Genomic DNA, 25,339 nt, shown 5'->3' with positions numbered 1-25,339 from the left:
CAATCCTTAATGAACCTTAAATTTCTTAATGGTTTAAAATTGTTACTTTTTTAAGTCTTCAGAAGATTTTAAAACGGTTTGCTTTAAGTCTTCTTTGTATGCGATGATTTTATCTAAAACACATTTATCAGAAGTTCCAATAATTTGAGCTGCTAAAATTCCCGCGTTTTTAGCCCCATTAAGTGCCACAGTTGCTACAGGAACTCCACCAGGCATTTGCAAAATAGACAAAACAGAATCCCAACCATCAATAGAATTACTTGATTTTACAGGAACACCAATCACAGGCAATGGAGACATAGAAGCAACCATTCCAGGCAAATGAGCAGCTCCACCAGCACCAGCAATAATTACTGAAATACCACGTGTGTGAGCATTTTTACTAAAATCAAATAATTTTCCTGGAGTTCGGTGTGCGGAAACAATATCGACTTCAGTTTCGATGTCAAACCCTTTTAAGATGTCGATGGCTTCTTGCATTACGGGTAAATCGGATTTTGAACCCATTATTACGGCTACTTTCATTTTTATTTATGTTGTTTGTTATTCGTAGTTGGTTTAAAATTTCTTGTTTTCAATTGAAAATATAAAAATACTATGATCCAAAATATTATAAAGTCATATAGGGAATTATTAATATTAGTTCCGTGCTGTAATTCATAACAAGTTCCAAAACTTCTTACTTCAAATTGATAATAAAATTCAAAAGGGAAACCAAAATTATATTTTGGAAAACTGCCTTGTAATTTATTGAAAATAATTGAATATATTAATGATATAAAATTAAATACACAAAAAGCAATAAAAGTATAAAAGCAAATTTTGAAAAACTTTTTTATCATTTTAAAATCTCCAAATTATTTAATTTTCAAATCGAAATCACTCTAATACTATTCTTTACTTCTTCAGCAACTTTTCTCGCTTCAAACATATCTTCATTTACAATCGTAACGTGTCCCATTTTTCTGAAAGGTCTTGTTTCTCTTTTACCATAAATATGTGGAGTTACACCATCAATTGCCATTATTTTTTCTATGTTTTCATAAACCACTTGTCCTTCAAAACCTTCTTCACCTACCAAATTTACCATAATTCCAGCTACTTTGCTATTTGTATTTCCTAATGGAAGATTTAAAATCGCACGTAAATGATTTTCAAATTGCGAAGTATAACTTGCTTCAATTGAATAATGTCCAGAATTATGTGGTCTTGGAGCTACTTCATTGACTAAAATTTCATCGTCTTCGGTTTGAAACATTTCTACAGCTAATAATCCAACATGATTGAAACTTTCTGAAACTTTCAAGGCAACATCAATGGCTTTTTGAGCTACACTTTCGTCAATTCGAGCCGGACAAATTACATATTCTACTTGATTGGCTTCAGGATGAAATTCCATTTCCACAACAGGATAGGTTTTTACTTCACCTGAAGAGGAACGAACCACAATTACAGCCAATTCATTTTTAAACGGAATCATATCTTCAGCAATACATTCCACATCTGGAAGTTTCACTAAATCTATGGCAGAACGACAAACTTTTACTCCATTTCCATCATAACCAAATTGCGCACATTTCCACACAAACGGAAATTCTAATTCGTCTTTTTCAAGAGATTTTTTCAAATCATTTAAATCTACAAAACGCAAATGTTTTGAAGTTGGAATGTTATTTTCAACATAAAAATCTTTCTGTTTTCCTTTGTTTTGAATCATTCGCAACGTTTTCGGTGATGGAAAAACAGCTAAACCTTCTTCTTCTAATTTATCTAAAGCATCAAGGTTTACGTTTTCGATTTCGATAGTCAATAAATTGACCATTTTTCCAAATTGATAAACGGTGTCAAAATCCATTAAACTTCCTTTATAGAAAGCATTACATCCAAATTGAGAAGGTGCTTCTGCACTTGGATCAAGGACTAAAGTTTGGATATCAAATTTTCTTGTATCAGCCAACAGCATTTTGCCCAATTGTCCGCCACCAAGAATTCCTAATTTAAAATTTGAAGAGAAATAATTCATTTGTAGTTGTGTTTGAGCAAAGATATAAAATCCCAATTCCAAATGCTAAAAATCAAATTCAGAAATTGCAAAAACTTAAATTTTCTTCAAAATATTTCGAGCACAAGCTTGATAAGCTGCAGAATGTTCAAAAGCATCTTGGGTAATTATGGGTTTTAATTCTTCATAAATCCAGTCGTATTTTTTTCCAAAAACAAATAAAGCTTTCATGGCATATACTTTTGAAGCTACTTTTTCATTTTGAATTAAACGGTCAATTAAATTCTCAATAATGTTGTGTTCTTGCTCTTTTGTTAAATCAATTCCGTTCTTTCGGTGATTGCTTTTGGCTAAAAACATGCAGATTTTTGAAGCTGGTCGAACGGCTGAATCCTCTTTTAATTTTGGTAAAACTTCACAAAAGCTGTCCAAATAAGGAAAAAAAAGTTTTAATTTTTTATCACATAGTAATTCTAATGACCAAAAAGCTTTTACATGGTTTTTATGCGAAATATCAAAAGCTATCGAAATTAATTCTGCCAAATTATCTTCACTTTTCATGGCGAAATTACTCACGGTAACTCTACTTTTTTTGTGAGCTGTACTTTGGTCAATTTTAGTAAACATTTCAGAAATCATTTTGTAAATATATCAATTTTGCAAAAAAAATAAAATACTTTATTAGTAATCCTTTCATGTTTAGTAAATTTGTTGTTTATTTTTTAAAAACAACACAAGTGATACAATTACACGATAAACATTTTGAACCTTTTATTTCGTCAGAAGAAATAGATTTTGCGATTCAAAACATGGCAAAACAAATGGATGATGATTTTTTTGACGAAGTTCCAGTTTTTATTGGAGTCTTGAATGGTTCGTTCAAAGTTATTTCCGATTTAATGAAATACTACAGAGGCATGTGCGAAGTTAGTTTCGTGAAATTAGCTTCTTATGAAGGAACACTATCAACAAATGAAGTTAAGCAGTTAATAGGTTTAAATGAAGATTTAGAAGGAAAAACGGTTGTAATCGTTGAAGATATTGTTGATACAGGAAATACAGTTGAAGAATTGAAAGCTATTTTAAAAGAGAAAAAAGTAAAGCATTTAAAAATTGCTACTTTGTTTTTCAAACCAGAAGCTTACAAAAAAGACATCAAATTAGATTATGTAGGAATTCGTATTCCAAATAAATTCATCGTTGGTTTTGGATTAGATTATGATGGATTAGGAAGAAACCTAACAGATGTATATCAATTAGCCATAGAAAACACACAAACAGAAATGATTAATATAGTTTTATTCGGAAAGCCTGGAGCAGGTAAAGGAACTCAAGCCGATTTTTTAAAAGAAAAATATAATCTAGTACATCTTTCAACAGGTGATATTTTTAGATTTAACATCAAAAATGACACTGAATTAGGGCAATTAGCTAAAACTTACATGGACAAAGGTGATTTGGTTCCAGATGAAGTAACGATTAAAATGTTACAAAGTGAAGTGGATAAAAACCCACAAGCTAATGGATTTTTATTTGATGGATTTCCAAGAACCATTGCTCAAGCAGAAGCTTTAGATACTTTTTTAAGTTCAAAAAATCAAAAAATTACGGCAACTGTTGCTCTAGATGCTGATGACGAAATTTTAGTACAACGTTTGTTAGAAAGAGGAAAAACCTCAGGAAGACCAGACGATCAAGATGAAGAAAAAATCAGAAATCGTTATGAGGAGTACAATCAAAAAACAGCTCCTTTAATGGATTATTATAAAGGACAAAATAAATTTAAAGCTGTTAACGGAATTGGAAGTATTGCAGAAGTAACCGAAAGATTGAGTGCTGTAATTGATACTTTATAATTTTTTTTTAGATATTTGTATCTATCGAAGAGCTATTTAAATGATAGCTCTTTTTTTTCAACTTAACTTATGGAAATACTTATTATATTTTTTTTAATTCTTTTAAATGGAGTTTTCTCCATGTCTGAGATTGCCCTGATTTCGGCTAGAAAAAATCGTTTAGAAGCAGCGGCAAAAAAAGGAAATAAAAAAGCTAAAGCAGCTTTAGAATTAGCAAATTCTCCCAATAAATTTTTGTCAACAGTCCAAATTGGAATTACATTAATTGGAATTTTAACAGGTATATTTTCAGGTGATAAAATTACAACTGATGTTGAAAATTTTGTTAGTTCATTTGAGATATTGAAACCTTATGCAGATTCAATTGCAGTGGGAATTGTTGTTATAACGTTGACCTTTTTCTCATTAGTTTTAGGAGAATTATTACCAAAACGAATTGGATTAAATCATCCTGAAGGAATTGCAAAAACATTAGCTATTCCCATGAAATATATGTCAAAAATCACAAGACCTTTTATTTGGTTATTGACTATTTCAACTGAATTTCTTTTAAAAGTATTGCAAATAAAACCTTCAGCTGATGGAAAAGTTACTGAAGAAGAGATAAAAGCTATAATCAAAGAAGGAACAGAAGTAGGAGAAGTTCAGGAAATAGAACAAGATATTGTAGAAAGAGTTTTTCATATTGGTGATAGAAGAGTAAACTCATTAATGACACACAGAAATGCTGTAGTTTATTTGTCTTATGAGGATTCAATTAAAGTAATCAAATCGAAAGTTTTGGAAGATTTGCATTCATTTTATCCTGTTTGTAGCAATAATTTGGATGAGATTGAAGGAATCGTTTCACTTAAAGACTTGATTAAAAATTTCGAAAATGAAGTTTTTGATTTGAAAAGTATTACTAATGAAGCCATTTATTTTATTGAATATACTTTAGCTTATAAAGCTTTAGAGCATTTTAAAACTTCAAAAATTCATTATGCTTTAGTTACAGATGAACATGGAGTTTTTCAAGGAATGCTTACTTTAAATGATATTTTAGAAGCTTTGGTTGGTGATGCATCAGATTTTTATCAAGAAGATTTTAAATTAATTGAACGAGAGGATGGTTCGTGGTTGGTTGATGGACATTATTCCCTACATGATTTCTTGACTTATTTTGAGTTAGATGAATATTTGTCTGATTATGAAGTTACTACTGTGAGTGGTTTAATTATTACAGAATTAGGAGCAATTCCAAAACAAGGGCAAAAATTAGTTTGGAATAAATTAGAGTTTGAAGTAATTGACATGGATGGTGTTAAAATTGATAAAATTTTGGTAAAAAACATCCTTAGAGAATAAGCTATCAAATTGACTAATAAATCTTACCTTTGCAAAAATAATTTTAGAGTTAGAATTGGCTAATCACTAATTACTAATTACTAATCACTAATAAAAGTTATGACAGAAGGGAATTTCGTCGACTACGTAAAAATATATGTTTCTTCCGGAAAAGGAGGAAAAGGTTCATCTCATTTACATAGAGAAAAATTTATTGAAAAAGGTGGTCCAGATGGTGGAGACGGTGGTCGTGGTGGACATGTTTATGTAAGAGGAAACAAAAATCTTTGGACATTATTTAGTCTAAAATTTTTACGTCATGTAAAAGCTGGTCATGGTGGTGATGGAGGAAGTTCAAGAAGTACTGGTGCTGATGGTGAAGATAAATACATTGAAGTTCCGTTAGGAACAATTGTGAAAGACAAAGAAACAGGTGATGTGTTATTTGAAATTACAGAACATGATGAAACTAAAATCTTGGCAAAAGGAGGTAAAGGAGGTTTAGGAAACTGGCATTTTAGAAATTCAGTAAATCAGACACCTCGTTATGCTCAACCAGGAATGCCTGTTACAGAAGTTGATATTATTTTAGAATTAAAAGTATTAGCTGATGTTGGTTTAGTTGGATTTCCAAATGCTGGAAAATCGACTTTACTTTCTGTATTAACTTCAGCAAAACCAAAAATTGCAGATTACCCTTTTACTACATTAAAACCAAATTTAGGAATCGTTTCCTACAAAGATTTTCAATCGTTTGTAATTGCAGATATCCCTGGAATTATTGAAGGTGCAGCCGAAGGAAAAGGATTAGGTCATTATTTCTTGAGACATATTGAGCGAAATTCGACTTTATTATTTTTAGTTCCAGCTGATGCTGATGATATTAAAAAAGAGTATGAAATTTTGTTAGACGAATTAAGAAGATACAATCCAGAAATGTTAGACAAGGACAGATTGGTTGTGATTTCTAAATCAGATATGCTTGATGAGGAATTAAAAACGGAATTGAAAGCGCAATTAGATAAAGAATTTAAAGGAACTCCTTACATGTTTATTTCTTCAATTACCAATTTAGGTTTAGGAGAATTGAAAGATAAATTATGGAAAATGTTAACTATTTAACATTAAAATTTTATTTTATTACATATATTTGGAAAAATTTTTTTAAAACTAATTTAAAATGAAAATAAAATTACTATTAATAGTACTTTTTGTAGGATTACAATTTAGTAATGCACAACAAAGAACATGCGGCATGGAAGCACACATGGAAGAGGTGATGGCCAATCCAATCCAAAAAGCTCAATATTTAGAGAGACAAGCAAAATTTCAGATTGAGTATCAAAAAATATTAGATGAACAAGCAAATCCAAACAGAGTTGCTAGTCCTCAAGTTACAATGAAAATCCCAGTAGCTGTTCACTTTCCTGAAGTTCCAAATACAAGTTCTGAGACATTGAAAAACTGTTTGAGAAATTTAGCTCAATCTCAAATTAACGTTATTAATGCTGATTACAATGCAGTTAACTCTGATATTTCAAATTGGTCAACTGTAAGTTTTTTCTATCCAGGAGTGAATCTTGGTAATTTAGATGTGCAATTTGAAATTGCAACTCAGAACCATCCTGCAGGTACAGGATTATCAAATGGAACAGTAGCTGTTACTTTTGGAACAGATTTTTTAAATGGGGCAGATTCAGATTTCACATGGTCAGGTTATATGAATTTTGTTGTTAGAGATGAAGGAAATCAAATTTTAGGATATTCTCCTTTAGCAGGAACTCCTGCTGCTGGTCAAACTGTTGTAATGAATACTTTTTGTTTTGGTTCTGTAGGTAATGGATGTTCTGGTTATTTTCCTTCTGCTCCTTTTAATTTAGGTAGAACAGTAACTCACGAATTAGGACATTTTTTCAACTTAAATCATACATTTAAGTCAGCAAATCCAAACTCAACTAATTGTGGTGGTGCAGATTCAGATGGAATTGCAGACACTCCAAAACAAGCAGCTTCTACTTATGGATGTGCTACACCTGGTTCGATAAGTGCTTGTACTTTCCCAGAAAAAGTGTTATCAATGAATTATATGGATTATTCAGACGATGCATGTATGTATATGTTTACTGTCGGACAAAAAAATGTTATGCAAGCTTATCTTAATACTATAGCAAATCAATTTAATCAAAATGTTTTGGCGAATGATGATTTGATAAAAAATAATTTCTCAATAAGTCCTAATCCTAATAAAGGTACTTTTGAGTTACAATTAATAGATAATGTTACTAATTATTCCATCCAAATTTTTGATACTTCTGGAAGAGTAGTATTTGAAAATGAGTATATTCAAAACACAAGTTTATCTCAAACAATTACTTTAGAAGCAGCTTCTTCAGGAATTTATTTTGTTTCAATAAAAAGTAAAGATGCAATAATAACAAAGAAAATTATTGTTGAATAATAATTGTACTAGTATTAAAAGATGAGGCTTTCTAATTTAGAAAGCCTTTTTTGTTCTAATAATTAATCAATTGTGATAGTTGTATTTCTTGAATGAGCAGAAAATTCAGGAGCATACATACTTTGTATTGTTGCTACACCATCATTAAAAACTCCAGAGTTATTTATTCTGACATCATATTCTAAAACATAAGTTCCTTTATTTATTTTGTCAAAAAAGAAATGTGTAGCAACATCTTTTGTGCTTTTGTAATATGACACATTCTCTTTCCATTCATAATTTGAAATCACATTAACTGGTTCAAAACAAGAAGCTCTTAAGTCTTTTAAGTGTACAAATTCTAAATCACTTTCCGTTTTTATAATCAGTCTAATTGTGATTAAATCTCCTGTTTTTAATTGTTCTTTATTTAATTCAATTAACTCGTTTCCTTTTGTGGTTTTTATTTTTTTGTACAATGTTTTGCTTATGTTTAATACTTTTGTACTATCGGTTTTAATATTTTCTAAATTCTCAAAATATTGCCAATGTACGCCACCATAACCTGGTACTTTTGATTTGTTTTCAACTTTTATCGTTCCCATTTCTTGGGTTATTTCTTCTGCGTTCCAATTTAGTTTGATGTAACCCGTTTCGGCTTCTTTATCTTTTTCGGATAACTTTTTGGTAAAGACTTTTTCGTTTCCAATGGTGAATTTGGTGTTATCTTTTATAGAAGTCCAATCACTTCCATGTAATAATAGCGCATACACAGCTTCTGTTGTAGATTTTGTGGTGGGCCATTTGTTTACTTGTTTGTTTTTTAATAACCAGACTTTCAATTCCTCTACAATTTTGTCATCATTTTCAATTTCAGCGAAAGCTTCTATAAGTATAGCTTGCGTTTCAATAGCATTTTGATACCAATAATAACCATTAGTATTTTCTATCCAAAACATGCCATTATCTTCATTTCTTGCAGCTGTTTCTTTTAGATTGGTTAAGATTTTTTTCGCGAAAGTTTTATCTCCAAAACGATGCATGGTTAATGCCAATAATGCTTTAGAATATATATTGTAAGTCAACCAATCTTTTTTAAATTCTACTTTTTGTATAGCAATTATAGAATCTATTTTTGTTGAAACTGGATGTTTTTTCTGATAAAAACTTCTAGCATATAAGTAATGCAAGTCTGAATAAGTATAATAATTAATTTTTTTATTTTTCAACGAATTATTGTCGACATGATTTTGATCTAAAAACGGAATAGCCTTGTCCAAAATACTAGTATATATGGAATCCTTTCCAGGAAAAAGTTTTGCTAAATGGCCTAATCCTTTAATGATATGTTGTGTAATGTAAATATTATCTTCTCCACCTTCAAACCAAGAAAATGCACCTGAAGTTTTTTGTTTTTCTTTCAGTTTTTTCAAAGTAATTTCCATAGCTTCTTTCATGGAATTTAAGTCCATTAATAATGCCAAACGATTGTTTTTAGATTCATCATTTTCAGCATCCAACAACCAAGGAGTTTCTGTTAAAACAATGGATTTTAATTCTTCATTCATTTTTAATTTTGAAATCAATTTGCCTTCTTTTTTCCAAGTTTCAAACAATGCTGCTATTTTTGGATTACTATCAATAATTTGAGTCGCAATATAATTGGCATAATATCTTGAAAAAGTTTGCTCAGCACATTCGTGTTCATATTCCATCAAATAAGGAAGCGATTGCAAAGCTAACCATGTTGGATTTGAAGTGTATTCTAAAGTAAATAAATGACTTTTTAATGTTGTTGATGTATTGTTTTTAAGATTCGAAAATTCATATTCTTTTTTGGTTTCTCCTTTCACCCAAATTGGAATACTTTCGGTAATTAAAATTTTATTTGAAAGCACTGGTAGAATATTTTCTTCACCATCAGAAAAATTGCCCGATTTGGCTACAATTTTATATTGCAGTCCATGTAAATCTTCAGGAATTTGGATAATCCATTCTACAGGAACGCTTTCTTTGGGTTTGCAAATAAAGTTTTTAATGTTTTTTTTGTTGGCACATATTTCGTCAATTATTGTATTTGTTGCAGCATCAAAAAGTTGCAGCATGGCTATCCCAGATTTCGATTCCAAAGTCATATTAACTACTTTGACACTGATTTTAATTTCGTCTTTTTCACGTACAAATCTTGGCATATTGGTTTGAACCATGACTTCTTTCTGTGAAATTATTTTGGTTTCAAAAGCACCAACTTCTGCATTTTTATTGTGTGCAAATAAACGTAATTTCCATTGGGTTAAAGATTCTGGACTAGTAAATTCAAAAGAAATAGTTCCGTTTTTATCGGTTTTTAAATTGGGATAAAAGAAAGCGGTTTCATTAAAATTGGTTCTGGTTTTTACTTGAGCTAAATCTTGTAATCCTTTTTTGGTTGTGATTACAATTACACCGTTTGTTCCTTTGTTTCCATAAATTGAAGTGGCTTCTTTGTCTTTTAAAACGGTTACAGAATCTATATCATTTGATGTTAGTTTTCTGAAATCATCTTGTGATGAAGGAACACCATCTATAATAATTAAAGGATCAGAATTACCGTTTATGGATGAAGATCCTCTTATAAATCCTGCAAACTTTTCAGATCCTGGTGTACCTGATGAAGATGTTAAATTTATTCCAGGCATTGAAACTTTCAAAGAAAATAAAACAGATTCATTTGGTCTGTTTTCTAAAATTTCACTATTAACAGTTGTTGATGCATTAGTACTACTAACTTTAGTTTGCATTTGGTTGTATACAACTACAATAGTTTCCAGCAAATAGTCATCATTTTCTTCTAAAATAATTTCTAAATTTTTGTAAGATTCAATGGTAATTTCCTTTCTATTCATTCCGATATATTCTACAATAAGCGTTTCACCTTTAAATGCTTCAATTGTAAATTCCCCATCGAAATCAGTTGCAAATCCTCTTTGGGTGTCTTTTACACAAATAGTTGCACCAGCTAAAGGTTGTCCATTGTTCAAAATAATTCCAGCGATAGTTTTAGTATTTTTAGGTATAGAAATGGTTGAACTAATTTTTGCCAAATAATCTTTTAAAATTCTTGTGTTTTTGTGATCATTAAAATTGAAACCAAACCAATACATTTCTGGATTTCGTTTGTAGTTTTCAAAATATTTTTTTTGTAAGTAGAAATTAGTAAAATAAGTATATGAATTGTTTTTTCTTAAATAAATTTGTGGTGCATTATAATAATTTTCATCTAAATTAAAGTAAACGTTTTCCCAATCTTTGGTTGTAAATTGATCTAAAGAACTATCATACATACTAGCCAAAACTTCGGCTTGTAGTTTTGAATTTAAGATTTTAAACGACCAATTTTCTTTACTTCCAGGTTCAATTTTGTTTCTTAATGAAGTGACTTCAATATTTAATTTGGATTCTGTTTTTCCTTTTGAAATCGAATAACGTTGTTCATGGGATTGGTTTTCCCAAAAAGTAGAAAAATGAAAATTGATGTTGTTTTTATACTCTTTTTCTTTTTTGATTTTGAAAATGGTTTTTCCATTCACCAGTTGTTGTGTAACTACTTGCTGTAATTTTTCTTTATCAGCGTAATAGCGATGCGTTATGTACAAATCAGGAATCACGGATTGAATTTCAATTTCAAAATAATTACCTTCTTTTTTAGAAATGTCTTTGTAAGTAAATAATTGAGAATTGGAAACAGGATTTTCTTTAGAAACTAATCTAAATTCACTTACATCTTCAATTTTATTATTTTTAAAATCAAAAGAATGGGCTACAATTTCATATCTGCTTAGATTTTCATTTTTTAGGAAATCTAAACTCACTTCCTTACTTATTTCAGTATCAAAAGGGATAGTTTTAATTAAAATTCTTTCCGTTTCAAAATCACTTTGATTGTAAGGTTCATGTGGGAAAAGTGTTTCAAATAATGTTCTGTCTATTTCTTGAATTTCAGGATATGTAAATGTTCTTTGTATTAGGAATTCTTTGTATTTTAATCTATAGATTTTTATTTCTCCTTTTGAATCGATTGGAAAATTGTTATAAGTTGTACTTTTTATTTGTAAAGCTTTTGGATCTTCTGCATTTACTATGTTTGCTGCAACGATGTTTAGTTTTAATGTTTTTTGATTGACCAAAATTTCATCTGTTGCAGTTCGTGTTTCGCCATTGGAATCTGTTACCGAAACATTTATTGAAAATCTAAAATTATCAATTTTATCATCAGTAATACTATCCAATTTTGCACTAATTGGAATGACAAAATTACCGTCAGAATCAGTAAAAATTTCTTCATTAATAAAGTTATTATCTGTATTCCATTCATTCTTTTTGGTGGTATAACTTCTTGTAACAGTATAGGAAACTTTTGCATTAGTCAGATTATTTCCTGCCAACGCTTTTGCGTTTCCTACAATTTGTAAATTATCGCCAATAGTATAATTTTCTTTGATTTCGTTGAATGTCACTTCAAAAGTAGGACGTTTATATTCTTCTACTTGAAAATTATATTCTGAATTATCATGAAAATCCACATAATCCCAAAATGAATGTTCGTCTTCGTTTTTATCGTAGTATTTATTGTCTTTTTCATAATTATTAGGTTCTTCAATTTCCATGTAAAACCTACCTGTTAAACTGTTTTTTGGAATAACAAATTCACCCGAAAAACTACCAAATTCATTAGTTTGAACGTCAAATTCTTTTAAAGCAGTATTTTCAGGACTATAAACAGTTACATGTACCGTTACAAAAGGTACGACACTTTTTATGTCATCTTTTTTTTCAACTAAAATACCTTTGTAAAACATTTTTTGTCCAGGTCGATAAATGGCTCTATCAAAAAAAACCATTCCTTTTGCTTCATAATTTTCAAATTCATCATCATCTTCTCTGTTGTTTTTATAAATAAAACTTCTGTTGTAATTGTGAATCAAAGTATCATTTTCTTTGAAGATGGTGATTTGGTTATTTTGTTTATAATCAGTATTATACATTGATTTTTTAATACTGACTTTTCCATTTTTATCTGATTTGTATTGACCTAATTCGCCAATTATTGAAGCGTTTTCAATTGGTTTTCCAGATTTTCGGTCATACAAATAAATTAAATCGTTGGTTTCGTCTTTATCTTCAATAACTATAAATTGTGTTGCTTTTACAATTTCATAACTGAAAGCATTTGAAACAGTATCTTTTCGTTTGGAATAATTATTAGCTTCCATAAAAACCAAATAATTACCACTTGCAACATCTTCCAATAAAATTTCTGTAGAGTGATAATTAAAATCCGTTTTTTTAGGTAAAATCCGGGTGTAATTTTGATACGCTTTGTTTTTACTTACAAAATCAATAACTAATGAATCCGTATTTATTTTCTTTATGTTATTGTATTTATTTAGAGCTTCATTTAAAGCTATTGGAAATTTATAGTAGCTTATTTTTATAGAATCAACATTCTTAAAATTAACAAAAGCTCTGTTTTTTTCAAAGGGATAAATAGTTTTAGTTAACTGAATGTTTAGAGATTTTTTAATGATTTCATTTCTTAAATTTTCAGCTCTTGATAAGGCATCAGCGTTTGTTTTTATTTGAAATATGGAATCAATTAAAATTAAAGCTTTTTGTTTGTAATTTATGTTTAATGAATCGGCTTGCTTGTAGGTTAAATATACTGCTCTGTCAGCTTGTAGTTCTTGTTTTAGATAAATATTTTTAGTTTGTTTTTCTAAAGCGTTAAGTTGAATTCTGTTGTTAGTATTTGTTTTTTGATTAGCAATTATTAAACGATTGTAAAAAGCATAATCCAATTGGTCAAATAAATTGTTTTCTATCAGATGTATTTCGTTTTCCTGAAGTAATTCAACAAATTTCACGATACTTTTATCTTTTATGTCCGAAATTTTTATTTGAACGAATTCATTAGGACTTAAATTAAATGTTTTTTCAAAATCAAAACTTTTATCGTTCCTATTCCAGAATGTAAATTCATTATAATACTTTAATTTTTTTTCAAATAAAAAATCATATAAAGTATAGTTTTTAGCATCAATATTAGAACTGTATTCAAAAATATCCTTGTAATCTTCTATGCTTATGGCTCTTAATTCTTTTTTATTTTTGAGAAGTTCATCATAACATTTTTGAATTTCAGTACGAAAATCTGCGGCAGACCAAGTTAAAAAATCATCATTTTTATTGTTTTCTACAAAAGTTCTTTTGTTAATTTGATAACGGTTGGCATTTTGATAATCGGTTAAAATTTTGGCATAGACATAATAAAAAAGGGCCTTGTTTTCTTTAGAAGCTGTTTTGATTTCATTTTTAAGGTTAAGAATAATAGTGCTTTGTGCATTTTCATCAAAAACTTGTTCAAATTTCGACAGATAAAAAAAGCATTTTAAAACAGTGCTATTGTCTTTTTTTCTTCTAGCTTTTTTATAAATAGCATTAACTTCTTTTTGAGCAGATTCAATTTTTCCATCCAACTCAAATTTGTAAACTGTTTTCCAATCAGAATCAAAATTTTGAGCATTTAAAGTAAAACAAAATAAAAAGCAGTATAAAAAATATAATTTTGGCATAAAGTAGTGTTTATTAGATAGAGTGTTTAAAACGAGAAAAGGTTGTAACAAGTATTAAATATTTTTTAAAATTATTAAAAATATCTCAAATTGAAGTCATTCTAATTTCTATTTGTTATTTTTGGACTTAAATAATTTTGATGAAAAAATTAATGTTTTTATTAGTATTAACCATTCAATTTGGATCCGCGCAATCTTTGTTTGAAAAAGCAGAAAAGTTGTTTGATCAGAAGAAATATGCCGATGCTGAAAAATTATTTGAATCTTATTTAGAATCAAATCCAAACCATAAACAAACTATAGAATATTTAGGCGATATAGCTGGAATAAACAAAGAATGGGATAATGCCATAAAATATTATAAAAAACTTAAAGAATTAGATAGTAAAAGTGCCAACTATTGGTACAAGTATGGTGGCGCAATGGGAATGAAAGCTAAAGATGTCAATAAATTTAAAGCTTTAGGAATGATAAGTGATATTGAAGCAGCATTTTTAAAAGCAGCAAAATTAGACTCAAAACATATTGATACACGTTGGGCTTTAGTTATGTTTTATATCGAATTACCAGCAATAGTAGGAGGTAGTGAAGCCAAGGCTCAAAAATATGCTACAGAATTAATGAATCTTTCCATAGTGGATGGGTTTTTAGCAAAAGGCTATATAGATGTTTATTTTAAAAGATATATTAAAGCCGAAATCAATTACATAAAAGCACACGAAGTAGGAAATTCAAAAACAACTTATGAGAAATTATATGATTTGTATTTGAATAAAATGAAGGACAAAGCAAAAGCAAATAAATTAAAAAAAGAATTTGAAAAATAGGTTAAAAGTTTATAAGATTATGAGTTTAAAAGGTTTTTCAACCAAGCTCTTAACCTATTACTTTCTAACCTTTTAACCTAATAAAATGAGAACACATTTCATAGCCATTGGTGGAGCAGCCATGCACAATTTAGCGTTAGCCTTACATAATAAAGGATATCAAGTTACAGGTAGCGATGATGCTATTTTTGAACCCTCAAAATCAAGATTAGATAAAAAAGGACTATTGCCAAAGGAAATGGGTTGGTTTCCAGAAAAAATCACTTCAGATATTGAAGCTATTATTTTAGGAATGCATGCAAAAGAAGACAATCCAGAATTGTTAAAAGCGCAAGAATTAGGCTTGAAAATTTATTCTTATCCTGAATTTTTATACGAACAATCTAAAAATAAAACACGTGTTGTAATTGGTGGTTCACATGGAAAAACTACGATAACTTCTATGATTTTACATGTGATGCATTTTCATAACATAGAAGTGGATTATATGGTTGGAGCCCAATTAGAAGGTTTTGACACTATGGTTCATTTAACTCATGAGAATGATTTTATCGTTTTAGAAGGTGATGAATACTTGTCTTCACCAATTGATAGACGTCCAAAATTTCATTTATACCAACCTAATATTACTTTACTTTCTGGAATTGCTTGGGATCATATCAATGTATTTCCAACTTTTGAAAATTATGTAGAGCAGTTTGAAATATTCGTAAATCAAATTACAAAAGGTGGAATTTTAGTCTATAATGAAGAAGATGAAGCGGTAAAAAAAGTAGCAGAAGAAACTCAAAATACCATTAGAAGAATTGCTTACCAAACACCTAGTTATAGTGTTGAAAATGGAACAACTTTATTAGAAACTCCAGAAGGACCAATGCCAATTGAAGTTTTTGGAGCTCATAACCTTAACAATTTAGCTGGTGCCAAATGGATTTGCCAAAACATGGGAGTAGATGAAGCCGATTTTTATGAAGCCATTGCCACTTTCAAAGGAGCAAGTAAACGTTTAGAGAAAATCGCAGAAGGAAAAGACAAAGTGGCTTACAAAGATTTTGCGCATTCACCAAGTAAAGTTTCTGCTACAACGAAAGCAGTTAAAAATCAGTATCCTGACAGAAAATTAATTGCTTGTTTAGAATTGCATACTTACAGTAGTTTGAATGCCGAATTCTTAAATGAATACCAAGGAGCATTAGATGCAGCCGATGTTGCTGTAGTTTTCTATTCACCAGATGCTGTAAAAATTAAGCAATTAGAAGAAGTCACTTACGACCAAATTTCGGAGTCATTTCAAAGAGAAGATTTAATTATTTACACGAATCCAAAAGAGTTTAAAGACTTTTTATTCAGTCAAAATTTTGATAATTCAGCTTTGTTATTGATGAGTTCAGGAAATTATGGTGGTTTGGATTTTGAGGAAGTGAAAGGGTTAATGATTTGAGATTGTAGAATGAAGATTAGCGATTACAGAATTATTCTTAAATCAAAAATCGTTAATCTTCAATCATATATCTATAATGCCCAACAATCTCATAACTAAACAAACAATCTTGTAAAACTTGTCCGCCACCAACATTGTGTACAATTAAATTTCGTTTTCCATCTTCAGATTTTAAATGTGTAACAATTCCAATATGAGGTAGTTTTCCGTTAATCATCCATGTTACCAGCTCACCTGTTTTGTAATCAGAAGCATTTTCTGTTACTTTTAATTTTTCTCCCTTTCTTTCAAAAAACACTTCTAAATTTGGCACTCTTCTGTGGTCAATATTCGTGTCGGTTTTGGTTAAACCCCAAGTTTTTGGATATTTTGAAAAATTTGCTTTCATGTCTTCATGAACTTCTTTTTGCAAATCAATTCCTAGTTTTCTGTACGCTCGAATAATGACATCAGTACAAACTCCAGTTTTTGCTGGAACATCACCATTAGGATATTTAATTGAAACATAATCTGGTGTGTAAACAATATCTTTATCAATTATTGAAATAGCAGCATTGGATAATTTTTCCGCAAAAAAAAATGGATTTTCAATAATACTATCTCGAACAATTTCTTTTGGATTTGAAGCAATTACATCAGTTAATTTTGATTTTTTTTTACAAGAAAACAAAGTGATTAAAGAAAATAAGATAATATAAAATGGTTTGTTCATAGTAATTAATTTGTGATAATTCGTGAAATTTGCGGTCTATTAAAAAAATCTAACGTTTTTATTTTGAAGTTATTATAAAATTATTTTCATTTGTACTTTAATTATAAGCCAAATAAACTATGTACACACCAATCAACCAATGGGCAGAAGACGATCGCCCACGCGAAAAATTTCTATTAAAAGGAAAATCTTCCTTATCCGATTCCGAATTATTGGCAATATTAATTGGTTCTGGCTCTCGTAATGAGAGTGCTGTACAGTTGTGCCAGCGTATTTTAGCCTCAACCAACAATAATCTTAATCAATTAGGTAAAATTTCGGTGAACCAACTGACTAATTTTAAAGGTATTGGAGAAGCAAAAGCCATTTCCATAGCAGCAGCGTTAGAATTAGGAAGACGAAGAAGAGCAGAAGAAACAATAGAATTAAAAAAAATTACCTCAAGCAAAATGATTTTTGAAATCATGCAACCCATAATTGGCGAATTGCCCCACGAAGAGTTTTGGGTTCTGTATCTTAACAATTCCAATAAAGTAATTCATAAAGCACAACTTTCAAAAGGAGGCATAACAGGAACCGTAGTTGATGTTCGATTGATTTTTAAAACAGCTTTTGAGTTTAATGCAACTTCTATAATTTTAACTCATAATCATCCCTCAGGAAAATTGGTAGCTAGCGATGCTGATATTCAAATTACAAAAAAAATTAAGGAAGCTTCTAAGTATCTCGAAATTGTAGTTTTAGACCATTTAATAATTACCGAAAACGGATATTATAGTTTTAATGATAGTGGAATATTTTAGAAAAGTTTAAGAAATTAATAGGGTTCAATTTCTTATCTTGCCACTTGTAAAATTTAGAATTCAAAATTCAAAATATTGGAATTTATAAAAAAATGATAAGTACTAAAAACGTTACATTTTCATATCAAAAGGATCAGCTTTTTTACATGCCAGATTTGTATTGTACGGCTGGAAATACCATTTTAATTACTGGAAATTCGGGCAAAGGAAAAACTACATATTTACATTTGTTAGCCGGTTTATTAAAGCCAATTACAGGATGTATTGAAGTAGGCGAAACAGATATTGTAGCACTTTCCGAGAAAAAGACCGATGCTTTTAGAGGAAAAAATATAGGAATAGTTTTTCAAAAATCAAGTTTTATTTCAAGTTTAACTGTTTTGGAAAATTTAGAAATGACAAGTTGGTTGGTAGGAAGAAAAAAGCAGACTCCAAAGGCTAAAGAACTACTCCAAAAACTGGATATTTTAGAACAATCCGACAAGTTACCATCACAATTAAGTATAGGACAATTGCAAAGAGTTTCTATTGCAAGAGCATTAATGAACGAGCCTAAAGTACTTTTAGCAGATGAACCCACTTCGAGTTTGGATGATAAAAACGCAAATGCAGTAATTGAATTACTTACCAATTTGTCAAAAGAATATAAAGCCGCTTTAGTTATTGTGACTCACGATAGCCGAATTAAAGAGAAGTTTCACAACCAAATTACAATGATATGATAGCAAAATTAGCTTGGAGAAATATTTGGTTTAAACCATTAAATACTATTTTGAGTATCATTTTACTAATGTCAAGTGTTGCCATAATTACAGTTCTAATTTTATTAGAAAAGCAATTTGAAGAAAAATTTAACAGTAATATTGATGGCGTTGATTTAGTTATGGGTGCACAAGGAAGTCCTTTGCAATTAATACTTTCTTCGGTGTATCAAGTAGATGCACCAACAGGGAATATAAGTTATGATTCCGCTAAAGTTTGGATGAAAAGCCGTTTTATTGAAAAGGCAATTCCTTTAGCTTTTGGAGATAATTATAGAGGGTATAAAATTTTAGGAACAACCCATGATTATTTAGAAAAATACGATGCCAAAATCGCTGAAGGAAAACTATTTGAACATAATTTTGAAGTTGTTATTGGACATGAAATTGCTCAAAAATTAAGCATAAAAATTGGAGACACTTTTTTTGGTTCTCATGGCGATGCTGCTGAAGGTGAAGTTCATGAAAATGAAGCCTATACTGTTGTAGGAATCACAAAAAAAACTGGAAAGGTTGTAGATAATTTAATTTTATGCAACATTCCAAGTGTATGGCAAATGCACGTAAGTCATGAAGGTCATAATCATGAAGAAAATATTGAAAATCCTGCTCACGGAGAAAAAGGCCATGAACACAATGAGCATGAAAATGATTTAACCATAGATGAACCAGGCATGGAAATCACAGCCGTTTTGTTAAAGTTTAGAAACAAAATGGGAATCGTAACTTGGCCAAGAATCATAGCTCAAAATACAAAAATGCAAGTTGCTTCTCCAGCTATTGAAATAAATCGTCTTTTTTCATTATTCGGAATCGGAATTGAAGCCTTACGTTACTTGGCTTACGGAATCATGTTAATATCAGGAATTTCCATATTCATAGCACTATACAATACCCTTAAAGAACGCAAATTTGAATTTGCATTATTGAGAGTTGGTGGTGCAAAAAGATTTCAATTGTTACTTTTATTACTTATTGAAAGTCTCATTCTATGTATTGTTGGTTTTCTTTTTGGAACGATTCTTGGAAGAATAGCTTTATCGTTCTTATCCAATGCTGCTGAAGAAGATTTAAAAATGAGTTTCAACCCGTTTGAATTTATTTGGGAAAAAGAAGGAATCTTATTTTTACTAACTATCTTTGTAGGTATCATTGCGGCATTAATTCCGGCCATAAAAGCTTATAATTTAAACATATCAAAAACATTATCTAATGGATAAAATTTCAAAATCACTAGTGGCTTTTTTTGTAGCCTTTGGTCTGTTCAGTTTCTCAACTTCAAATGCATCAAAAGAAGTTACACATACTAAAAAAAGTGTAGTTGCAACCGATACAATAACTTGGAAATTGCTAGGTGATATCAAATATCAAAAGAAAACTGTAAAAGATTATGGCGAAGTAGAATTCCCTGTTGTCAACACTAAATTAAAAACACTAAGCAAAAAAGCCGTCATCATTAGTGGTTTTATCATTCCTATTGATTCAAAAAATTATGCTATCAGTAAAAATGTTTTTGCAGCATGCTTTTTCTGCGGAAAATCAGGTCCAGAGACTTTAGCTGGAATCAAATTTAAAGGCGATTTACCCAAACTAAAAACCGACCAGTACGTTACTTTAAAAGGAACTTTTCGATATAATGAGACAGATATTGAAGATTGGATTTATCACATCGATAATGCAGAAATAATTAGTAAATAGTTTTTGGAGCAACACTTCAGGCTTCTATTAATCCATTTTCCTGCCATCCATTTTATTTTTTTACACTACTTAAAAAAAGCAGTGTAAAAAAGATGCCATTACTGTCAGGGCTAAACTAACACTTTTAGGCTTCTAATAATCCATTTATTTTATGTCATTTTCAAACATCAAACATGTTTTTTTCGATTTAGATCACACCCTTTGGGATTTTGATAAAAATTCTGCTTTTGCCTTCGAAGCAATTTTTAAAATACATAACTTTGATATCTCTTTAAGTGATTTTTTAGAAATTTATATTCCAAGAAATCAACATTATTGGAAATTGTATCAACTCAATCAAGTAAGTCATCAGGATTTACGCTATTTTCGTTTTAAAGATGTATTTGATGCTCTAAATTTTTCAATATCAGACGAACAAATTCATGAACTTTCAGAAGATTATATTGAGCATTTGCCAAATTACAATCATCTTTTTGATGGAACTTTTGAAATATTAGATTACTTAAAACCAAAATATCAACTGCACATTATAACCAATGGTTTTAGTCAAGTTCAAGGAAAAAAAATGGTAAATTCTAAAATAGATCATTATTTTGAAACCATAACAAATTCAGAAATGGCAGGTCAAAAAAAACCACATCCCCAAATTTTTGATCATGCGCTTAAAACAGCAAAAGCCTCAAAGGACGAAAGTATAATGATTGGTGATAGTTTAGAAGCTGATATTCATGGTGCAATAAATTTTGGAATTAAAGTTGTATATTTCAACGAGCAAAATTTGAATCACAATTTAGAGGTACCTCAAATAAATCATTTGTTAGAATTAAAAAAAATATTATAGTTATGAAATCGCCATTAACAACAAGTTTGCATAAGCAAACACCAATAAATAAAAAGGCGATACCAAATATGACCGCTAACAAATAAATTTTATATATATGAAAAAATATGTTTTATTATTACTATTGGTTTCTAGTTCCTTATTGGCACAAGAAAAATACACAACTGTGGTTGTTCCAAAACAATTTATGTTTCAAAAAGAAGCCAATCAATACGGATTGAACGATTTATGCAAGCTGTTTTTTGAAAAAGAAGGATTTCAAGTACTTCAAGAAACGGATGTTATGACCGATGAAATGTTTAACAACAGATGTGAATATTTATACGTTGATTTAATAAAAGATAAAGGTTTTTTAACTACCAAAATGACCGTTGAGCTTAAAGATTGCAAAAAAAATGTTGTTTTAAAAGGTACTGAATCTGTTACTAAAGAGAAAAATTTTGATAAAGCGCATTCTGAAGTTACTAGAGAGACTTTAGTTTCTTTGAGAGGAAAACTAAACATTTCTAAATCAATTCAAGAAAAAGAAGTTTCAAATAAAACGGAGGCTAAAAACGAGGTAATTGTTATTAAAGAAGAAATTAAACAAAGTACAAATGCCACTGAATTGTCAAGTTCAAACAATGAAGGATTGAGTCTTGAAATCACTAAAAACGGTTATAATTTAATAGACGAAAACAAAGACACAAAGTTTGAATTATTAAAAACTTCTAATCCAACAATTTTCATTGCTAAAAAAGGAACTCTTCAAGGAATATTTACTTTAAACGGACAAATTTCAAAATTTGAATATTATCAAAATAATGAATTAATTGTGGAAAAAGTTGAAGTGAAATTTTAATGATTTTTTGTTTCTATACAAAGGATTAATATTTAATACCAAAAGATGAGAAAAAACATTTTTGCTCTGTTTTGTTTTATAATTATATCATGCGCCCCAATTCAAAAAGATAAAAAATTAATACAGAGTGCTAATTTTGATAAAACTAATTTGAATTTTATTCCTTATTTTTTTGATAATTCGGAAAATAACTTCTTAAAGTATGAAGGTGACTTCTTGAGAATTAAGTATCAAGATTCTTTATATATTGATATGCTTTGTTATTACACAAATAATTGTTTGTTTCTTAATATTGAATCAAATAAAGTTGATTTGAATGAGCTAAAAATAAAAGTGATTTCAAAAAACAATGGTGTATTGATTAAAAAAAGTCATTTAAATTTTCAAAATGAGAATACTAAGAGTTTACTTTTTTTTAAAGACTTTGAATTAATTGAAAAAAAATATAGAGTTAATTTAATAAAAAATGATACAATAAAAATCCAACTCTCTAACAAAGAATATGAATTTTTGAGTGCTTTAAAAAGTAAAACCTAATCTAATACCCATACTTATCCTTCCAACGATTTTTCAAAAACTGACGAATTTCTCTTTCACGAGCATTTTCTCCAGGTTCAAAAAATTTAGTTTCCGATATTTCTGTTGGTAAAAATTCTTGTTCAGCAAAATTATTGGCAAAATCGTGCGAATATTTATATTCATCACCATAACCCAATTCCTTCATCAATTTTGTTGGAGCATTTCGCAAATGTAACGGAACAGGCAAATCACCCGTTTGTTTTACAATTTGTTGTGCTTTTCCAATGGCTAAGTAACTAGTATTACTTTTAGCAGAAGTTGCTAAATAAACCGCACACTGACTCAGTATAATCCGACTTTCAGGATAACCAATTGTAGTCACAGCCTGAAAAGTGTTATTTGCCATAATCAAAGCAGTTGGATTGGCGTTTCCAATATCTTCACTGGCTAAAATCAACATTCTTCGGGCAATAAATTTAACATCTTCACCACCTTCAATCATTCGAGCCAACCAATAAACAGCACCATTTGGATCACTTCCACGAATTGATTTTATAAAAGCCGAAACAATATCATAATGCATTTCACCTGTTTTATCATATAAAACCGTATTTTTTTGAGCCAATTGCATTACTTTTTCATTCGTGATTTCAATAGAATCTCCTTCACTCGCATTAATGACCAACTCAAAAACATTCAATAATTTTCGACCATCACCACCAGAAAGTCGCAACAAAGCTTCTGTTTCTTTCAGTTGAATATCTTTCGTTTTCAAAAAAGCATCGGTTTCCATCGCTCTATGTAACAAAGCTTCCAAATCATCCTTCGAAAAAGGATTCAAAACATAAACCTGACATCTTGACAACAAAGCAGGAATGACCTCAAAACTCGGATTTTCAGTTGTTGCACCAATTAAAGTCACCCAACCTTTTTCCACCGCAGCCAACAAAGAATCTTGTTGCGATTTACTAAATCTGTGAATCTCATCAATAAACAAAATTGGATTTTTTGCCGTGAACAAACCACCACTTTGTTTCGCTTTGTCTAAAACCTCACGAATATCTTTCACACCACTGTTAATGGCACTCAAAATATAAAACGGTCTTTTACTTTCTTCAGCCATAATTTGAGCCAAAGTCGTTTTTCCTGTTCCTGGTGGTCCCCATAAAATCAAGCTAGGAATAATTCCTTTTGCAATCTGATGCGTCAACGAACCTTGTTCACCTACTAAATGTAGTTGACTAATATATTCTGACAATTTTTTTGGTCTAATTCTCTCAGCTAATGGTGCTTCCATGGGGTAAAAATACAATAATTTTATTTTTTTGGAGCACTAACTTTAGGCATTTTTAGAAAGGCTTCTTCCTGCTGTCCATTCTATCTTTTTTTTCAAAAAAGGATGCCATTCCCATCAGGGCTATAGATTTTCTTAAGGCTTTTTTAAGAATGGTTCTTCAAAATTCTATTAATATTTCTGTTTTGATGTAATACACGAACAATGGATATCTTGTTTTCTGAAGTTCTTAAATAAAAAATATAGTGAGATTGATATATTATAAATTTATAATCAAGAAAATGTTGTTCAATCACAATTTCATTTTCAAGATATTTACAATGCTTTTGTATCTTATTAATTAAATTTTCAATATAATAATCAGCTTGATTTTCTGAAAAATTATCTAAAGTCCAAACCCAGATTTCTTCTAAATCTAGTTTTGAAAGTTTTGATAATTCATAAATTATCATTTATTATTGTATTTAGATTTCATCTCATTTAAAAAGTGAGTAGTATCAAAGTCAGAAATATAACCACTATTTTCTCCTTGTTTTAATTGCATAATAAGTTCTTCTTTGGCAAGTTCTTCTTCTTCCAATAAACGTAAACTGGCTCTAATAACTTCACTAGCAGAACTGTAACTTCCAGATTTTATAGATTTTTTAATAAATTCTTCAAAATGATTTCCCAATACAACAGACGTGTTTTTGCCCATAATTCATAAATTATATTCAAAATTACCAAATATTGGTACAAAATCAAAATATAGGACTAACAAAAAAGGCTTGAAATTTTATTTCCAAACCTTTTTTATCTACATATAAAGTGACTATTATTCCTTTTTATCGCTATTAGTTGATAAAAGTAAGTCTCTAGTGTTTTTTTGAACTGTAATTGCTGAAAATAAACTCAATAAAAAAGACATTCCATAAAATCCTTTCTCACTTAAGAGTAATTCAGCATTCCAAAGACCAATTATCAGTAATAAGATTGAAATTATTGTTGTAAACCAACTAATTCCATAGTACATATCCGTTACAGGAATTCCTTCCAGTCTATCTCTAACCGATTTTTGAACTGAAATAACAGAGAATAATCCAAATAAAAGAATTGCAAAATAATAGCCTTTTTCATTCAACAACATTTCCGCATTCCAAAGACCAATACAATAAGAAACCATTCCGGTTAAAAGTGCAATCCATGATGCACCAATAAAAGCACTTGTAGGTTTTTGCATTATAATAGTGTCTGGTTTTTTGTTTTTTGATGTGTAACTTGTTTTTTCAGTTTCAATAAGTTGATTTGCTTCCATAATTTTTTAGTTTAAAATTCTAAAGCAAAGAAAGTAGGATGTTAGACATCAAACAATGAACTTCGGTTAACAAATT

Annotated in this window: 22 protein-coding genes; 13 read left to right on the top strand and 9 right to left on the bottom strand. The window is 29.6% G+C overall.

Features of this window, described 5'->3' with window-relative positions; all coding sequences use genetic code 11:
• Positions 1–42 precede the first annotated feature (42 nt).
• The 3 genes from purE to ACTF56_RS05365 form a co-directional block, all read right to left on the bottom strand.
• Positions 43–525: a 5-(carboxyamino)imidazole ribonucleotide mutase gene (purE, locus tag ACTF56_RS05375; protein ID WP_438965881.1), complete on the bottom strand. Its 483-nt coding sequence runs from the start codon at positions 523–525 to the stop codon at positions 43–45.
• Positions 526–868: 343 nt separating this feature from the next.
• The gene (locus tag ACTF56_RS05370; protein ID WP_438965880.1) at positions 869–2,023 is read right to left on the bottom strand and encodes a 5-(carboxyamino)imidazole ribonucleotide synthase; all 1,155 of its coding nucleotides are present in this window, start codon (positions 2,021–2,023) and stop codon (positions 869–871) included.
• A 75-nt stretch (positions 2,024–2,098) separates the two neighbouring features.
• Positions 2,099–2,629, bottom strand: a complete 531-nt coding sequence (locus tag ACTF56_RS05365; protein WP_438965879.1) for a hypothetical protein — start codon at positions 2,627–2,629, stop codon at positions 2,099–2,101.
• Positions 2,630–2,697: 68 nt separating this feature from the next.
• On the opposite strand from ACTF56_RS05365, the gene ACTF56_RS05360 reads away from it, so the two are divergent.
• The 4 genes from ACTF56_RS05360 (at position 2,698) to ACTF56_RS05345 (ending at position 7,642) form a co-directional block, all read left to right on the top strand.
• Positions 2,698–3,858 (top strand): adenylate kinase, encoded by a 1,161-nt coding sequence (locus tag ACTF56_RS05360; RefSeq protein ID WP_438965878.1) that lies wholly within the window; start codon positions 2,698–2,700, stop codon positions 3,856–3,858.
• A gap of 120 nt (positions 3,859–3,978) precedes the next feature.
• Positions 3,979–5,205, top strand: a complete 1,227-nt coding sequence (locus ACTF56_RS05355) for a hemolysin family protein (RefSeq protein ID WP_438965937.1) — start codon at positions 3,979–3,981, stop codon at positions 5,203–5,205.
• Between the two features lie 99 nt (positions 5,206–5,304).
• The gene (gene obgE / locus ACTF56_RS05350; protein WP_438965877.1) at positions 5,305–6,306 is read left to right on the top strand and encodes a GTPase ObgE; all 1,002 of its coding nucleotides are present in this window, start codon (positions 5,305–5,307) and stop codon (positions 6,304–6,306) included.
• A 58-nt stretch (positions 6,307–6,364) separates the two neighbouring features.
• Entirely contained in the window at positions 6,365–7,642 is a 1,278-nt protein-coding gene (locus tag ACTF56_RS05345) for a zinc-dependent metalloprotease (RefSeq protein WP_438965876.1), read from the top strand.
• Between the two features lie 62 nt (positions 7,643–7,704).
• Here the strand turns inward: ACTF56_RS05345 and ACTF56_RS05340 are convergent, their stop codons facing one another.
• Positions 7,705–14,232 carry an alpha-2-macroglobulin family protein gene (locus ACTF56_RS05340; protein ID WP_438965875.1) on the bottom strand — a complete coding sequence of 2,176 codons (6,528 nt, stop codon included), beginning with the start codon at positions 14,230–14,232 and terminating at the stop codon, positions 7,705–7,707.
• A 140-nt stretch (positions 14,233–14,372) separates the two neighbouring features.
• Here ACTF56_RS05340 and ACTF56_RS05335 point away from each other — a divergent pair, with 140 nt between their 5' ends.
• Positions 14,373–15,059 carry a tetratricopeptide repeat protein gene (locus tag ACTF56_RS05335; RefSeq protein WP_438965874.1) on the top strand — a complete coding sequence of 229 codons (687 nt, stop codon included), beginning with the start codon at positions 14,373–14,375 and terminating at the stop codon, positions 15,057–15,059.
• Positions 15,060–15,144: 85 nt separating this feature from the next.
• Positions 15,145–16,500, top strand: coding sequence for a UDP-N-acetylmuramate--L-alanine ligase (locus ACTF56_RS05330; protein WP_438965873.1), 1,356 nt, complete (start codon positions 15,145–15,147; stop codon positions 16,498–16,500).
• Between the two features lie 52 nt (positions 16,501–16,552).
• Here ACTF56_RS05330 and ACTF56_RS05325 read toward each other — a convergent pair whose 3' ends face one another.
• Positions 16,553–17,212, bottom strand: coding sequence for a DUF1287 domain-containing protein (locus ACTF56_RS05325; RefSeq protein WP_438965872.1), 660 nt, complete (start codon positions 17,210–17,212; stop codon positions 16,553–16,555).
• A 119-nt stretch (positions 17,213–17,331) separates the two neighbouring features.
• Here ACTF56_RS05325 and radC point away from each other — a divergent pair, with 119 nt between their 5' ends.
• The 7 genes from radC (at position 17,332) to ACTF56_RS05290 (ending at position 22,693) form a co-directional block, all read left to right on the top strand.
• Complete coding sequence (radC, locus tag ACTF56_RS05320; protein WP_438965871.1) at positions 17,332–18,015, top strand: RadC family protein; 684 nt, start codon at positions 17,332–17,334, stop codon at positions 18,013–18,015.
• A 92-nt stretch (positions 18,016–18,107) separates the two neighbouring features.
• Positions 18,108–18,737, top strand: coding sequence for an ABC transporter ATP-binding protein (locus ACTF56_RS05315; RefSeq protein WP_438965870.1), 630 nt, complete (start codon positions 18,108–18,110; stop codon positions 18,735–18,737).
• A complete protein-coding gene (locus tag ACTF56_RS05310; RefSeq protein ID WP_438965869.1) occupies positions 18,734–19,996 on the top strand; it encodes an ABC transporter permease in 1,263 nt (420 codons plus the stop codon). The genes ACTF56_RS05315 and ACTF56_RS05310 overlap by 4 nt, the downstream gene beginning before the upstream one ends.
• Complete coding sequence (locus ACTF56_RS05305) at positions 19,989–20,474, top strand: hypothetical protein (protein ID WP_438965868.1); 486 nt, start codon at positions 19,989–19,991, stop codon at positions 20,472–20,474. The genes ACTF56_RS05310 and ACTF56_RS05305 overlap by 8 nt, the downstream gene beginning before the upstream one ends.
• A gap of 151 nt (positions 20,475–20,625) precedes the next feature.
• The gene (locus ACTF56_RS05300) at positions 20,626–21,315 is read left to right on the top strand and encodes a YjjG family noncanonical pyrimidine nucleotidase (RefSeq protein ID WP_438965867.1); all 690 of its coding nucleotides are present in this window, start codon (positions 20,626–20,628) and stop codon (positions 21,313–21,315) included.
• 97 nt (positions 21,316–21,412) lie between these two features.
• Entirely contained in the window at positions 21,413–22,156 is a 744-nt protein-coding gene (locus ACTF56_RS05295) for a hypothetical protein (RefSeq protein WP_438965866.1), read from the top strand.
• Between the two features lie 45 nt (positions 22,157–22,201).
• Positions 22,202–22,693, top strand: a complete 492-nt coding sequence (locus ACTF56_RS05290; RefSeq protein WP_438965865.1) for a hypothetical protein — start codon at positions 22,202–22,204, stop codon at positions 22,691–22,693.
• Position 22,694: 1 nt separating this feature from the next.
• On the opposite strand, the gene ACTF56_RS05285 is transcribed toward ACTF56_RS05290, so the two are convergent.
• The 4 genes from ACTF56_RS05285 to yiaA all read right to left on the bottom strand — a co-directional run bounded on the left by ACTF56_RS05285 (position 22,695) and on the right by yiaA (position 25,188).
• Positions 22,695–23,972 carry a replication-associated recombination protein A gene (locus ACTF56_RS05285; protein WP_438965864.1) on the bottom strand — a complete coding sequence of 426 codons (1,278 nt, stop codon included), beginning with the start codon at positions 23,970–23,972 and terminating at the stop codon, positions 22,695–22,697.
• A 143-nt stretch (positions 23,973–24,115) separates the two neighbouring features.
• Positions 24,116–24,421 carry a type II toxin-antitoxin system RelE/ParE family toxin gene (locus tag ACTF56_RS05280; RefSeq protein WP_438965863.1) on the bottom strand — a complete coding sequence of 102 codons (306 nt, stop codon included), beginning with the start codon at positions 24,419–24,421 and terminating at the stop codon, positions 24,116–24,118.
• Positions 24,418–24,666 (bottom strand): type II toxin-antitoxin system ParD family antitoxin, encoded by a 249-nt coding sequence (locus ACTF56_RS05275; RefSeq protein WP_338378143.1) that lies wholly within the window; start codon positions 24,664–24,666, stop codon positions 24,418–24,420. The genes ACTF56_RS05280 and ACTF56_RS05275 overlap by 4 nt, the downstream gene beginning before the upstream one ends.
• 117 nt (positions 24,667–24,783) lie before the next feature.
• Positions 24,784–25,188 carry an inner membrane protein YiaA gene (gene yiaA, locus ACTF56_RS05270; RefSeq protein ID WP_438965936.1) on the bottom strand — a complete coding sequence of 135 codons (405 nt, stop codon included), beginning with the start codon at positions 25,186–25,188 and terminating at the stop codon, positions 24,784–24,786.
• Positions 25,189–25,339 lie beyond the last annotated feature (151 nt).

Origin of the sequence: Flavobacterium sp. (genome assembly GCF_965657075.1) — a bacterium.
Classification (GTDB): Bacteria; Bacteroidota; Bacteroidia; order Flavobacteriales; family Flavobacteriaceae; genus Flavobacterium.
Note: the sequence above shows the minus strand (reverse complement) of the source record. Positions and strands in the feature narration are given on the sequence as shown.

Coding starts and splice junctions, on each gene's coding strand:
- purE (WP_438965881.1), bottom strand. CDS start 525: ATGAAAGTAGCCGTAATAATGGGTTCAAAATCCGATTTACCCGTAATG.
- ACTF56_RS05370 (WP_438965880.1), bottom strand. CDS start 2,023: ATGAATTATTTCTCTTCAAATTTTAAATTAGGAATTCTTGGTGGCGGA.
- ACTF56_RS05365 (WP_438965879.1), bottom strand. CDS start 2,629: ATGTTTACTAAAATTGACCAAAGTACAGCTCACAAAAAAAGTAGAGTT.
- ACTF56_RS05360 (WP_438965878.1), top strand. CDS start 2,698: ATGTTTAGTAAATTTGTTGTTTATTTTTTAAAAACAACACAAGTGATA.
- ACTF56_RS05355 (WP_438965937.1), top strand. CDS start 3,979: ATGTCTGAGATTGCCCTGATTTCGGCTAGAAAAAATCGTTTAGAAGCA.
- obgE (WP_438965877.1), top strand. CDS start 5,305: ATGACAGAAGGGAATTTCGTCGACTACGTAAAAATATATGTTTCTTCC.
- ACTF56_RS05345 (WP_438965876.1), top strand. CDS start 6,365: ATGAAAATAAAATTACTATTAATAGTACTTTTTGTAGGATTACAATTT.
- ACTF56_RS05340 (WP_438965875.1), bottom strand. CDS start 14,232: ATGCCAAAATTATATTTTTTATACTGCTTTTTATTTTGTTTTACTTTA.
- ACTF56_RS05335 (WP_438965874.1), top strand. CDS start 14,373: ATGAAAAAATTAATGTTTTTATTAGTATTAACCATTCAATTTGGATCC.
- ACTF56_RS05330 (WP_438965873.1), top strand. CDS start 15,145: ATGAGAACACATTTCATAGCCATTGGTGGAGCAGCCATGCACAATTTA.
- ACTF56_RS05325 (WP_438965872.1), bottom strand. CDS start 17,212: ATGAACAAACCATTTTATATTATCTTATTTTCTTTAATCACTTTGTTT.
- radC (WP_438965871.1), top strand. CDS start 17,332: ATGTACACACCAATCAACCAATGGGCAGAAGACGATCGCCCACGCGAA.
- ACTF56_RS05315 (WP_438965870.1), top strand. CDS start 18,108: ATGATAAGTACTAAAAACGTTACATTTTCATATCAAAAGGATCAGCTT.
- ACTF56_RS05310 (WP_438965869.1), top strand. CDS start 18,734: ATGATAGCAAAATTAGCTTGGAGAAATATTTGGTTTAAACCATTAAAT.
- ACTF56_RS05305 (WP_438965868.1), top strand. CDS start 19,989: ATGGATAAAATTTCAAAATCACTAGTGGCTTTTTTTGTAGCCTTTGGT.
- ACTF56_RS05300 (WP_438965867.1), top strand. CDS start 20,626: ATGTCATTTTCAAACATCAAACATGTTTTTTTCGATTTAGATCACACC.
- ACTF56_RS05295 (WP_438965866.1), top strand. CDS start 21,413: ATGAAAAAATATGTTTTATTATTACTATTGGTTTCTAGTTCCTTATTG.
- ACTF56_RS05290 (WP_438965865.1), top strand. CDS start 22,202: ATGAGAAAAAACATTTTTGCTCTGTTTTGTTTTATAATTATATCATGC.
- ACTF56_RS05285 (WP_438965864.1), bottom strand. CDS start 23,972: ATGGAAGCACCATTAGCTGAGAGAATTAGACCAAAAAAATTGTCAGAA.
- ACTF56_RS05280 (WP_438965863.1), bottom strand. CDS start 24,421: ATGATAATTTATGAATTATCAAAACTTTCAAAACTAGATTTAGAAGAA.
- ACTF56_RS05275 (WP_338378143.1), bottom strand. CDS start 24,666: ATGGGCAAAAACACGTCTGTTGTATTGGGAAATCATTTTGAAGAATTT.
- yiaA (WP_438965936.1), bottom strand. CDS start 25,188: ATGCAAAAACCTACAAGTGCTTTTATTGGTGCATCATGGATTGCACTT.